This is a genomic window from Ramlibacter sp. (assembly GCA_019635435.1).
GTDB lineage: Bacteria > Pseudomonadota > Gammaproteobacteria > Burkholderiales > Burkholderiaceae_C > JAHBZM01.
Map to the genome: position 1 here is coordinate 1,890,426 of JAHBZM010000001.1, position 12,568 is coordinate 1,902,993.

Annotated in this window: 11 protein-coding genes and 1 tRNA gene; 9 read left to right on the forward strand and 3 right to left on the reverse strand. The window is 66.7% G+C overall.

Going from position 1 to position 12,568, the window contains the following annotated elements; genetic code table 11:
* Nucleotide 1: 1 nt before the first annotated feature.
* Both KF796_09100 and KF796_09105 read right to left on the reverse strand, forming a co-directional pair.
* Nucleotides 2-1,420, reverse strand: coding sequence for an ABC transporter substrate-binding protein (locus KF796_09100; GenBank protein MBX3586792.1), 1,419 nt, complete (start codon nt 1,418-1,420; stop codon nt 2-4).
* Nucleotides 1,421-1,806: 386 nt separating this feature from the next.
* A complete protein-coding gene (locus KF796_09105; protein MBX3586793.1) occupies nt 1,807-3,099 on the reverse strand; it encodes a nitrate- and nitrite sensing domain-containing protein in 1,293 nt (430 codons plus the stop codon).
* Between the two features lie 108 nt (nt 3,100-3,207).
* Between KF796_09105 and tsaD the strand changes: the two genes are divergently transcribed.
* Nucleotides 3,208-4,245, forward strand: a complete 1,038-nt coding sequence (gene tsaD / locus KF796_09110) for a tRNA (adenosine(37)-N6)-threonylcarbamoyltransferase complex transferase subunit TsaD (protein ID MBX3586794.1) — start codon at nt 3,208-3,210, stop codon at nt 4,243-4,245.
* Here the strand turns inward: tsaD and KF796_09115 are convergent.
* Nucleotides 4,238-4,615 (reverse strand): Hsp20/alpha crystallin family protein, encoded by a 378-nt coding sequence (locus KF796_09115; GenBank protein MBX3586795.1) that lies wholly within the window; start codon nt 4,613-4,615, stop codon nt 4,238-4,240. The two genes, tsaD and KF796_09115, sit on opposite strands and share 8 nt — an antisense overlap.
* Before the next feature lie 139 nt (nt 4,616-4,754).
* Between KF796_09115 and KF796_09120 the strand changes: the two genes are divergently transcribed.
* The 8 genes from KF796_09120 (at nt 4,755) to KF796_09155 (ending at nt 12,535) form a co-directional block, all read left to right on the forward strand.
* Nucleotides 4,755-6,026, forward strand: coding sequence for a branched-chain amino acid ABC transporter substrate-binding protein (locus KF796_09120; GenBank protein MBX3586796.1), 1,272 nt, complete (start codon nt 4,755-4,757; stop codon nt 6,024-6,026).
* A 10-nt stretch (nt 6,027-6,036) separates the two neighbouring features.
* A complete protein-coding gene (locus tag KF796_09125) occupies nt 6,037-7,203 on the forward strand; it encodes a pyridoxal phosphate-dependent aminotransferase (protein MBX3586797.1) in 1,167 nt (388 codons plus the stop codon).
* Between the two features lie 112 nt (nt 7,204-7,315).
* A complete protein-coding gene (gene rpsO / locus KF796_09130) occupies nt 7,316-7,582 on the forward strand; it encodes a 30S ribosomal protein S15 (GenBank protein ID MBX3586798.1) in 267 nt (88 codons plus the stop codon).
* A gap of 282 nt (nt 7,583-7,864) precedes the next feature.
* Nucleotides 7,865-10,081: a polyribonucleotide nucleotidyltransferase gene (pnp, locus tag KF796_09135; GenBank protein ID MBX3586799.1), complete on the forward strand. Its 2,217-nt coding sequence runs from the start codon at nt 7,865-7,867 to the stop codon at nt 10,079-10,081.
* A 60-nt stretch (nt 10,082-10,141) separates the two neighbouring features.
* Nucleotides 10,142-11,128, forward strand: coding sequence for an NAD(P)H-quinone oxidoreductase (locus KF796_09140; protein MBX3586800.1), 987 nt, complete (start codon nt 10,142-10,144; stop codon nt 11,126-11,128).
* A 10-nt stretch (nt 11,129-11,138) separates the two neighbouring features.
* Nucleotides 11,139-11,888 (forward strand): triose-phosphate isomerase, encoded by a 750-nt coding sequence (tpiA, locus tag KF796_09145; GenBank protein MBX3586801.1) that lies wholly within the window; start codon nt 11,139-11,141, stop codon nt 11,886-11,888.
* Between the two features lie 32 nt (nt 11,889-11,920).
* Nucleotides 11,921-12,331, forward strand: a complete 411-nt coding sequence (gene secG, locus KF796_09150) for a preprotein translocase subunit SecG (GenBank protein ID MBX3586802.1) — start codon at nt 11,921-11,923, stop codon at nt 12,329-12,331.
* A 119-nt stretch (nt 12,332-12,450) separates the two neighbouring features.
* Nucleotides 12,451-12,535, forward strand: a tRNA-Leu gene (locus tag KF796_09155).
* Nucleotides 12,536-12,568: the final 33 nt, after the last annotated feature.

Sequence of the window (12,568 nt, forward strand, 5' to 3'; positions counted from 1 at the left end):
GTCAGACCTTGTCCGCGGCCTTCAGGCCGATCTTGAGTTTGGAGAGGTAGTCGTTGGGCTTGCGGCCGTCGTAGGTGATGCCGTCGATGAAGCCGTCCTGCACGCCCTTGAATCCGTCGGTCTTCATGGGGAAGTCGCTGTCCTTGGCCTTGCCCTCGGCCATCAGCGCCTTGGCGGCGGCCATGTAGACGTCGGGGCGGTAGACCTTTTTGGCCATGTCCATGTACCAGCTGTCGGGCTTGGTCTCCGTGATCTGGCCCCAGCGGCGCATCTGGGTCAGGTACCAGATGGCGTCGCTGTAGAACGGGTAGGTGGCAAAGTGGCGGAAGAAGACGTTGAAGTCCGGCAGCGGGCGCTTGTCGCCCTTTTCGTATTCAAAGGTGCCGGTCATGCTGTTGCCGATCACGGCCTCGTCGGCACCCACGTAGTTGGGCTTGGCCAGCATCTTCACGGCCTCGATGCGGTTGGCCATGCTGGCGTCCAGCCACATGCAGGCGCGAATCAGCGCCTTGATCACGGCCACGTGGGTATTGGGGTTCTTGTCGGCCCAGCCCTTGGTCACGCCAAAGACCTTCTCGGGGTTGTTCTTCCAGATTTCCAGGTCGGTCACCACGGGCACGCCAATGCCCTTGAACACGGCCTGCTGGTTCCAGGGTTCGCCCACGCAGTAGCCGTGGATGGTGCCGGCTTCCATGGTCGAGGGCATCTGCGGCGGCGGGGTGACGGACAGCAGCACGTCGGCGCCCTTGGTGCCCGAGATGTCGCCGGTGGTGTAGTAGCCGGGGTTCAGGCCACCGGCCGCGAGCCAGTAGCGCAGTTCGTAGTTGTGGGTCGATACCGGGAAGACCATGCCCATCTTGAAAGGCTTGCCTTCACCCTTCCATTTATCGACCACCTTCTTGAGCGCATCGGCCTTGATCGGGTGCTTGACCTTGCCGCCCTCCATCGGGAGGTGGGGCTTCATCTGGGCCCAGACCGCGTTGGAGACGGTGATGGCATTGCCGTTCAGGTCCATGCTGAAGGCCGTGACGATGTCGGCCTTGGTGCCGAAGCCGATGGTGGCCCCCAGCGGCTGGCCGGCGAGCATGTGGGCGCCGTCGAGCTGGCCGTCGATCACGCGGTCCAGCAGCACCTTCCAGTTGGCCTGGGCTTCGAGCGTGACGTTCAGGCCCTCGTCCTCGAAGAAGTGCTTCTCATAGGCCACCACCAGCGGGGCGCAGTCGGTCAGCTTGATGAAACCAAACTTGAGCGATTCCTTTTCAGGCTGGCCCGGCTTCTGGGCGAACGAGGGCAGCGCAAGGCCCGACGCGCCCACGAGGGCCGTGGCGCCCGCGACGAAGCGGCGCCGACCGATGGCGGATCCGCAGGCGGGTTGGGCCGCGTCATGCTGCGCGGCGGCGGGGGTGGTTTTAGCGGTCATTTCAACTCCTGGCTGAAGAAAACAGAACCCAAAGAAACGGAACCCAAAAAGCAAAACGGCGCCCATTTCGTCGCTTGCGTTCAGCAAGCTGGAAATGGACGCCGTTGTCCTTTGTCAGGGGATGACAGTCGGGATTTGGGCCGCCTTTGGCTCAATCCCCTCGCCGAGGATTAAGCAGGTTGCGTGCCAGGGTGAATTCGAACTGCGCTGGTGGCCGGGCGGCCGCTGCAAGTGGTTGAATCAAAAGGAAAATATCAATCAGCTTGGTGAGCCGCGTGGTCGCTCAGCGCCTTGGCAGACGACCGATGGGCATGTTCAGCCCGGCGTCATCGTGGTGCATGAACGGGGCATAAAGCACTATTTTGTGCATCGCAGCACAAACCCCGTCAAGACCGGCGCGCGGGCAGCACTTCGGCCATGGCCAGCACGCCCTCGGCCACTTCAATCAGCCGCCGGTTCTGGTTCATGGCCATCTGGCGCATGGTCTTGTGGGCTTCTTCCTCGCTGAGGTGGCGGTGCGCCATCAGCAGGCCCTTGGCGCGCTCGATGACCTTGCGCTCATTCAGGCTGGCACGCACGGTTTCCAGCTCGTCGCCCATGGCCTGCAGGCGCCGGGCCTGCTCCTGGACCAGTTCAAGGATGGACCGCTCCAGGTGCAGGCCGTAGCCCTGCGCCGGCGCGGGCAGGCCGGGCATGCCCGCCCCCACCGTGGTGGCCAGCGGCGTGGGGGCGGTGTCATGGAAGAAGGAGAGGGCGTCGCCTTCGCGGGCGGCGGTCGCCCCAAGGGCTTCGTAGTTGCGCAGGTCGGCCGTGGCGGCCGTGATCTTGTGCTGGCAGACCTGGACCAGCTCCCGGGCCAGGCCGTCCTCCACGGCCTTCATGCGGTCCATGCGGCGGCTGCAGCAGTCAAACCAGGTCTGGCTCAGGTGGGTGTCCAGCGTTCCCGCGTCGGGGGCGGTGCACAGGATCCGCCGCAGCCGCTCGAGTTCGGCGATGTTGGGCGCGGCCTGGCGGTCTGCGTCCAGCGCGGCCACGTCGGCGCTGGCGAATTCATGGAACACCTGCAGGCAGCGCTCCTGGGATTCGATCAGGTGCAGCAGCCGCTGCTGTTCGGCCAGATGAGCCCGTCCCGCGGCGAACAGGCTGGCACCGGCCGCCCGCTCCTGGCCCGCGAACTCCTTGGCCTGCATGAAGTTGAACATGGCCACGAGCAGGCGGGAGACCTCGGGGTCGCTGGCGCTGTCGGCGGCCTCGAAGACCACGCCCAGCAAGCCGGCAATCAGGCGCACATAGGCGTCGGTGGTGCGGCGGGGCGGCCAGGCACGGGTGTTCACGCACTCGCGCAGCCCGGGCAGGGCGTCCAGCCCCTGGAGCACGTAGGCGATCCGGCTGAACAGGCGCGCGCCGTTGCCCACGCGGGCGGGTTCGGTGTCCAGGGTGTCAAAGCAATGGCGCAGTTCGGCGTCCAGCTGCTGGCATTCCGCGATCTGCTGGCTGCGCGGGCCGTCGAACTGCTCGCCCTGGGAGGCCAGGAACAGGTTGGACAGCCCGCGCTCGCGCTGCAGGCCGTGGATCAGGCGCCCGGTCACGTTCACCAGCGCGCTGGTGAGCGCCAACTGCTGCAGTTCGGCGATTTCGCAGCGCTTGGCAGCGATCAGGAAGTTCAGGCCCGATTTCATGGTCCCGGAAGGTGTTTCAGTAGCTGGGGCGCGGTTCATGGACAAGGATAGTGGGTGACAGCAACAAACATGCCGTGCCGCGCCCACAGGGGGTCTTACACTTCCCCGATGCTTATTTTGGGAATCGAATCGTCTTGCGACGAGACGGGCGTGGCACTGGTGCAAAGCGCCGGCGCCGGGGTGCCGGTGCTGCTGGCGCATGCCCTGCACAGCCAGATCGAGATGCACCAGGCCTACGGTGGCGTGGTGCCCGAACTGGCGAGCCGCGATCATATCCGCCGCGTCCTGCCGCTGGCCGACCATGTCTTCACGCAGGCCGGGCAGGCGCTGGCGCAGGTGGATGTGGTGGCGTACACGCGCGGCCCGGGGCTGGCGGGGGCGCTGCTGGTGGGCGCGGGCGTGGCCTGCGCACTGGGCGCCGCGCTGGACCGGCCAGTGCTCGGGGTGCATCACCTCGAGGGCCACCTGCTGTCGCCTTTTCTCAGCGCCGATCCGCCGGAGTTTCCCTTTGTGGCCCTGCTGGTGTCCGGGGGCCACACCCAGCTGATGGAGGTGCAGGGGGTGGGGCGGTACACGCTGCTGGGCGAAACCATTGACGATGCCGCGGGCGAGGCCTTCGACAAATCCGCCAAGCTCATGGGGCTGGGCTACCCCGGAGGACCGGCGCTGAGCCGGCTGGCCGAGCAGGGCGATGCGGCCGCTTTCAAGCTGCCGCGGCCGCTGCTGCACAGCGGCAACCTCGATTTTTCGTTTGCCGGCCTCAAGACGGCGGTGCTGACCCAGGCGCGCAAGCTGGGCGACGAGCTGCAGGCCCGCAAGGCGGACCTCTCGGCCTCGACCGAGGCGGCGATCGTCGAGGTGCTGCTGAAGAAGTCCCTGGCCGCGCTGAAACAGACGGGCCTGAAGCGCCTGGTGGTGGCCGGCGGCGTGGGCGCCAACCGCCGCCTGCGCGCGGAGCTCAACGCGGCCTGCGCCGCGCGGGGCGTGCGGGTGCACTACCCCGAGCTGCACCTGTGCACCGACAACGGCGCCATGATTGCCATGGCGGCGGCCATGCGCCTGCAGGCGGGCATGCAGACGGCCAGCCGCGCCTACGCCTTTGACGTGAAGCCGCGCTGGCCGCTGGACGCGCTGTCGCTCAGTTGATCGCCAGCGGGGTGACCTTGCTCACCGGCGCCAGCTTGGCCAGCGTGAGCGTGAGCACGCCGTTTTCGAGCTTGGCGCTGCTCGCGGCCACATCAATGTCCTGCGGCAGCTCGTAGGCGGCCTTCAGTTGCCGCTTGGCCTCGGGCTTGCTCTCGATGCGCACCACGGCGCCCTCGATGCCAATGCTCAGGTCCTCGCGGGCGAAGCCGGGCGCGTCCAGCGTGACGGTCCAGGCCTTGTCGTCCTGTTCCACATGGACCTGGCGCTGCGGCGCGACGAAGGCCTCGTTGATAAAGCGCTCGAAACTGCGGTCAAAAGACCGGAATGCGGGCGCGGCGCTGCGGGAACGGACGATAGGTGCGAAAAACATGCGGACTCCTTGTCGGATAAAGCGGAGCAGTTGGCAGGTTTTGTGCCCTGGCCGCCCCGTACACTGCGCGGCTTTCAACCGTGATCGCCGCCTGGACTTCACTTGGCAGCGCCACGGTTCTTTTCAAGGGAAACAAGGAATGAATAATCTGTGGCGTTGGGTCTTGAAATCGTTGCTGGCAGCGCTATTTGTGCCCTCCCTCGCCTGGGCCCAGGCGTCTGCCGCGCCCGTGAAGATCGCGATGATCGAAGGCCTGAGCGGCGGCAATGCCAATGGTGGCGAGGCGGTGTTCCGCAACCTGGTGTGGGCGGTGGAGCGCGTCAATGCGCGCGGCGGCGTCACGCTGGCCGATGGCGCACACCGCCTGCAACTGGAGCGCTATGACAGCAAGGGCCAGATCGAGGAGGCGCTGTCCCTGCTGCGCGCGGCCATTGACGACGGGGCCCGCATCATCGCCCAGGGCAATTCGTCGGCCGTGGCCGCGGCGCTGATCGAAGCCGTCAACAAGCACAACGAGCGCGAGCCCGCGCGCCGCGTGGTGTTCCTCAACTATTCGGCGGTGGACCCGGCGTTGACCAACGAGAAGTGCAGCTACTGGCATTTCCGGTTTGACGCACATGGCGACATGCGCATGGCGGCCCTGATGGCCGTGCTCAAGGACGATCTGGCGGTGAAGTCGGTCTACCTGATCGGGCAGGACTACAGTTTTGGCCACGCCGTGCTGCGGGAGGCGCGCCGGCAACTGGCGGCGCAGCGGCCCGACATCCGTATCGTGGGCGACGAGTTCCATCCGCTGCTGCGCATCAAGGACTTCGCGCCCTATGCCGCCAAGATCAAGGCCAGCGGTGCCGACGCCGTGATCACCGGCAACTTCAGCAACGACCTGACGCTGATGGTCAAGGCCGCCAGGGAGTCCGGCTTCGAGGGCAAGTTCTACACCTTCTATGGCAATGCGCTGGGGGCGCCAGCGGCCATTGGCGATGCCGGGCTGGGCAAGGTCCTCGCGGTGGCCGACTGGCTGCCCAACGTTCCCACCCCGCAAAGCGAGGCCTTCTACCAGTCGTTCCGCGCGCGCTACCCCAAACCGGCCGATGACTATGTGCACATGCGCATGCACCTGCTGGTCGAGGCACTGGCCCAGGCCCTTGAAAAGGCCGGCACCACCGACGCCACGGCCGTGGCGGCCGCGCTTGAGCAGGCCCAGGTCACGCTGGGCGGGCAGACGGGCGCCATGCGCGAGGCCGACCACCAGTTCCAGCAGCCGCTGGCGGTGGGCGTGATGGAGCGCCAGGGCACGCCCGGCGTCAAGTTTGATGTCGAAGGCTCGGGCTATGGCTTCCGGGTGATCCGCCGCATCAGTGCCGCGCAGGCCGAACAACCCTCCACCTGCAGGATGTGGCGGCCCCGGTAACATCGCCGCCATGCGCCAGACCATCCTTGACCTCGAAGAATCCAAAATCCGCCAGGTCGCCAACGCGGGCATGGGCCGCAGCGACGTGCTGGCCTTCTGGTTTGGCGAAAGCGACGAGGTCACGCCCGACTTCATCCGCCAGGCGGCGATCGATTCGCTGCACAAGGGCGAAACCTTCTACGCCCACAACCTGGGTCTGCCGGAACTGCGCGAAGCCATTGCGACCTACATGAGCGCCTTGCATGGCCCGGTCGGGGCCGACCGCATCGCAGTCACCTCAGGCGGCGTCAATGCCCTGATGCTGGCGATGCAGGCGCTGATCGACGCCGGTGACGAGGTGGTGGCGGTCACGCCGGTCTGGCCCAACCTGACGGCCCAACCGCTGATCCTGGGCGCAAAGCTGCGCTGCGTGCCGCTCACGCCCGTGGCCGGCGCCTGGACGCTGGATGTGCAGGCCCTGTGCGCGGCCGTGACCCCGGCCACGCGGCTGCTGGTGCTCAACGCGCCCAACAACCCCACGGGCTGGACCATCACGCGCGCCGAGCAGCAACAACTGCTGGACCACTGCCGCCGTACCGGCACCTGGATCCTGGCCGACGAAGTCTATGAGCGCCTGTATTACGCGGACGACACCGGCAACGGCTGCGCGCCGAGCTTTCTGGACCTGGCCACGCCCGAGGACCGGCTGGTGGTGGTGCACAGCTTTTCCAAGAGCTTCCTCATGACGGGCTGGCGACTGGGCTGGTTGGTCATGCCGCCGTCCATGACGCCGGCCATGGGCAAGCTGGTGGAGTTCAACACCTCGTGCGCCAGCGTGTTCACGCAGCGCGCGGGCCAGGTGGCGCTGGAGCGCACCGCCGAGGTCACGCCGCGCGTGGTGGCCCACCTGCGGGCCTGCCGGGATGCGCTGGTGCCGGCGCTGCAGGCCGTGCCGGGTGTGGAACTGGCGTCTGCCAAGGGGGGCATGTACGCCTTTTTCCGCCTGGCCGGCCATGACGACTCGCTGCACACGGCGCGCCGCCTGGTGGCCGAAGCCGGCCTGGGGCTGGCCCCGGGTGAGGCCTTTGCGCCCGAGGCCCAGGGCTGGCTGCGCTGGTGTTTCGCCTCGCGCGACCTGGGCCGGCTGGCGCAGGGCGTGCAGCGCCTGCAGGGCTGGCTGGCGGCCCGGAAGGCCTGAGCCCGCCTGCATAGGCGTTTCGGGCTATAATTCCAAGGCTTTGCATGCTGCAAGGCGCACGTTGGGTGCATTTCCAGTGCCCAACGCAAGTCAAACATTCACAGGAAAACCAATGATTGCATCCTCCATCAAGGCCGAAGTTGTCAAGGCCAATGCGCGCAGCGCCAGCGACACGGGCAGCCCCGAAGTCCAGGTCGCGCTGCTGACCGCCCGCATCAACGAACTCACCCCGCACTTCAAGACGCACGCCAAGGATCACCATGGCCGCCGCGGCCTGCTGCGCATGGTGAACCGCCGCAAGAGCCTGCTGGCGTACCTGAAGGACAAGGACGCCGAGCGTTACACCGCGCTGATCGCCAAGCTGGGTCTGCGCAAGTAAGCCGGTTTGAATGCAGGAACGCCTGAGTTAGCCCGCTAGCTCAGGCGTTTTGCACTTTGAGAGTTTGAAAAGCCGGCCTGGCGCTTGCCAGAACGGCGTTCTTCGGAGACAGGCCAGACGGATACGCGCTGTGTCATTCCACAAACCACTTGATGGTTTTCCGGCTGGAAGCCGGTGCTTTGTGGAATGGCATCGTGTTCAAACCGCCCGCCTCCGGGCCCCCGGCGCAGCCCATGCGCCCAAGACAGTCCGCCACCGCGTGGCGGCACACAGGAGATGAACATGAGCATTTTCAACAAAGTCACCAAGACCTTCCAATGGGGCCAGCACACGGTCAAGCTGGAAACCGGCGAGATCGCGCGCCAGGCGTCAGGCGCCGTCATCGTTGACATCGAGGGCACCGTGGTGCTGGCCACCGTGGTTGGCTCCAAGTCCTCCAAGCCAGGCCAGGACTTCTTCCCGCTGACCGTCGACTACATCGAGAAGACCTATGCCGCCGGCAAGATCCCCGGCAGCTTCTTCAAGCGCGAAGCCAAGCCCAGCGAACACGAAACCCTGACCAGCCGCCTGATCGACCGCCCGATCCGCCCGCTGTTCCCCGAAGGCTTCTTCAACGAAGTGCACGTGGTCATCCACACGCTGTCGCTGAACCCTGAAGTCGACGCCGACATTGCCGCCATGATCGGCGTGAGCGCCGCGCTGTCGGTGTCGGGCCTGCCCTTCAACGGCCCCATCGGCGCTGCCCGCGTGGGCTACATCAATGGCGAGTACGTCCTGAACCCGGGCCAGACCCAGCGCAAGGACAGCCAGATGGACCTCGTGGTCGCAGGCACCGAAGCCGCCGTGCTGATGGTTGAATCCGAAGCCCTGCAGCTGTCCGAGGAAATCATGCTGGGCGGCGTGGTGTTCGGCCACGACCAGAGCCGCATCGCCATCAACGCCATCCATGAACTCGTTCGTGACGCTGGCAAACCCGTGTGGGACTGGCAGCCGCCGGCCAAGGACGAGCCCTTCATCGCCAAGGTCAATGGCCTGGCCGAGGAAAAGCTGCGCGCCGCCTACCAGATCCGCAGCAAGCAGGCCCGCACGCAGGCTCTGCGTGAAGCCGCGGCTTCGGTGCTGGCCGCGCTCAAGGCTGAAGGCGTGGAGTTCGACGCCGTCAAGGTGGACGCCCTGCTGTTCGACATTGAAGCCAAGATCGTGCGCAGCCAGATCCTGTCGGGCGAGCCCCGCATCGACGGCCGCGACACCCGCACCGTGCGCCCCATCGAGATCCGCAACAGCGTGCTGCCCCGCACCCACGGCTCGGCCCTGTTCACCCGCGGTGAAACCCAGGCGCTGGTGGTGTCCACGCTGGGCACCGAGCGCGATGCGCAGCGCATCGACGCGCTGATGGGCGAGTACGAAGACCGCTTCATGTTCCACTACAACATGCCTCCCTTTGCCACCGGCGAAGTGGGCCGCATGGGCAGCACCAAGCGCCGCGAGATCGGCCACGGCCGCCTGGCCAAGCGCGCCCTGGTGGCCTGCCTGCCGAGCAAGGAAGAGTTCCCCTACACCATGCGCGTGGTGTCCGAGATCACCGAGTCCAACGGCTCCTCGTCCATGGCTTCGGTCTGCGGCGGCTGCCTGTCGCTGATGGACGCCGGCGTGCCCATGAAAGCCCACGTGGCCGGCATCGCGATGGGCCTGATCAAGGAAGACAACCGCTTCGCCGTGCTGACCGACATCCTGGGCGACGAAGATCACCTGGGTGACATGGACTTCAAGGTGGCCGGCACGACCAACGGCATCACCGCGCTGCAGATGGACATCAAGATCCAGGGCATCACCAAGGAAATCATGCAGGTCGCCCTGGCCCAGGCCAAGGAAGCGCGCATGCACATCCTGGGCAAGATGCAGGAAGCCATGGGCGAGGCCAAGGCCGAGGTCTCCAGCTTCGCGCCCAAGTTGTACACCATGAAGATCAACCCCGAGAAGATCCGTGACGTGATCGGCAAGGGCGGCGCCGTGATTCGCGCGCTGACCGAAGAGACCGGCTGCCAGATCAACATCGAGGAAGACGGCACCATCACCATCGCCGCGACCGACGCCGGGAAGGCCGAGGTGGCCAAGCAGCGCATCGAGCAGATCACCGCTGAAGTGGAAATCGGCAAGGTCTACGAAGGCCCGGTCACCAAGATCCTGGACTTCGGCGCCCTCATCAACCTGCTGCCCGGCAAGGACGGCCTGCTGCACATCAGCCAGATCGCGCACGAGCGTGTCGAGAAGGTCACCGACTACCTGTCCGAAGGCCAGATCGTCAAGGTCAAGGTGCTCGAGACGGACGAGAAGGGCCGCGTCAAGCTGTCCATGAAGGCTTTGCTGGACCGCCCGGCCATGGCCCCGCGCGAGGACCGCCCGCGTGAAGACCGTCCCCGCGAGGACCGTCCGCGCGAGGAGCGCCAGCCGCGTGAGCCGCAGGCCCAAGCCCCGGCCCCGGCCGAGCCGCAAGAGTAATTGCTATTGTTTTGGTAGCAGTCTGTGCCCGTGGGGCATGGACTCCAGCCCGAAATGACCATGAAAGCCATTGAAATCAGCTCCTTCGGCGCGCCCGAGGTGTTGCGCCTGGGCGAACGCCCCGAGCCAACGCCCGGTGCGGGCGAACTGCTCATCCGTGTGGCCGCCTCGGGCGTGAACCGCCCCGACGTGCTGCAGCGCACGGGCAACTACCCGGTGCCGCCGGGGGCTTCGGACATCCCGGGGCTCGAGGTGGCTGGCGTGGTGGTGGCCGGTGACGAAAAGGCCATGGCGGCCGCGGGGCTGCGCGTGGGTGACCGCGTGTGCGCGCTCGTGGCTGGCGGCGGGTACGCCGAACTCTGCGTGGCTCCGGTCGACCAGTGCCTGCCTTCGCCGGCGGGCCTGAGCGATGTCGAGGCGGCGTCCCTGCCCGAGACGTTTTTCACCGTCTGGAGCAATGTGTTCGATCGCGCCCGACTGCAGGCCGGCGAGACGCTGCTGGTCCAGGGCGGCTCCAGTGGCATTGGCGTCACGGCGATCCAGATGGCCAAGGCGCTGGGCGCGCGGGTCATCGTCACGGCCGGCAGCGACGACAAGTGCGCTGCCTGCGTGGCGTTGGGTGCCGATCACGCCATCAACTACAAGACGCATGACTTTGTCGAAGAGGCCAGGCGCCTGACCGGCGGCGCCGGCGTCAACGTGGTGCTCGACATGGTGGCCGGCAGCTATGTGGCGCGCGAGATCGATTGCATGGCCGAGGACGGCCGCATCGTCATCATTGCGGTGCAGGGCGGCATCAAGAGCGAGATCAACGCCGGCCTCGTGCTGCGCAAGCGGCTGACCGTCACGGGCTCCACGCTTCGGCCACGGCCGGTGGCCTTCAAGGCCGCCATTGCCCAGGCGCTGCGCAAGAACGTCTGGCCGCTGATCGACAGCGGCGCCATCAAGCCCGTGATCCACAGCACCTTCGCCGCGGCCGATGCCGCCGCCGCGCATGCGCTGATGGAGTCCAACCAGCACGTCGGCAAGATCGTGCTGACCTGGTGAGAGGGCAACCATGAAGAGCCAACTGATTGCCGGCAACTGGAAGATGAACGGTGGCATCGAGGCCAACGACGCCCTGGTGCGCGCCGTGATCGCGGGGCTGCAGGGCGCGGCCTGCGAAGCCGCTGTCTGCGTGCCCGCGCCGTACCTGGCGCAGGTGCAGACCCTCTGTGCGGGTTCGGCGCTGGCGCTGGGTGCCCAGGATGTGTCGGCCCATGAGAAGGGGGCCTTCACCGGCGAGGTCTCGGCGCCCATGCTGCGCGAGTTTGGTGTGCGCTATGCCATCGTCGGTCATTCCGAGCGTCGCCAGTACCATGGCGAGACCGATGCCCTGGTCGCTGAAAAGGCCCGCGCCGCGCTGGCCGCGGGCATCACGCCCATCGTCTGCGTGGGCGAAACCCTGGCCGAGCGCGAGGCAGGGCACACCCAGGAGGTGGTGCGGCGCCAGCTGGCCGCCGTGATCCACCTCAATGGCCATTGCATCAGCGAGATCGTGGTGGCCTACGAACCGGTGTGGGCCATTGGCACGGGCCGCACCGCCACGCCCGAACAGGCGCAGGCCGTGCATGCGGTGTTGCGGGCCCAGTTGCTGGCCGCCACGGCGCAGGCTGGCCGGGTGCGGATTCTCTATGGCGGCAGCATGAACGCGGCCAACGCCGCGCAGCTGCTGGCCCAGCCCGACATCGACGGCGGCCTGATCGGCGGCGCGTCGCTCAAGGCCGCGGACTTTTTGACCATTGTGGGAGCAGCCCGCGCCGCGTGAGCGCAGGGTGCCAAGAATTCAGGAGTATTTGAATGAACGTTTTCCTCACCATCATCCTCGCTGTGCAGATGCTGACGGCGCTGGGCATGATCGGCCTGATCCTGGTCCAGCACGGCAAGGGCGCCGACATGGGCGCGGCCTTTGGCAGTGGCGGTTCGGGCAGCCTGTTTGGCGCCAGTGGCAGCGCGAACTTCCTCTCGCGCACCACGGCCGTGCTGGCGGCCCTGTTCTTTGCCTGCACGCTGCTGCTGGCTTACTTCGGCAACCTGCGTCCCTCCTCTTCGGGCAGCGTGCTCGAACGCGCACCGGTCACTGCGCCGATGCCGGCACCGGCTGCTTCGGGCGCCGCGCTGATCCCCGGAACCACCGCGCCGGCGGCACCCGCCGTGGCACCGGTGCCCGCGGCGCCGGCCTCGGGCGCGGCGCAGATTCCGACCAAGTAAAGCGCTCTGAAAATTGCCCGCTCTCCCCGGGAGAACCGGGGATTTCAGGGTAAACTCCTAGGCTGCCCGGAAAGCCAAAATCGCAAGATGCCTCATGCCATCCGGGCAAGCAGGAAACCGCCGTCGTGGTGAAATTGGTAGACACGCTATCTTGAGGGGGTAGTGGCGAAAGCTGTGCGAGTTCGAGTCTCGCCGACGGCACCATACAGTCAAGCCTGCCGGGCATTCCCCCGGCAG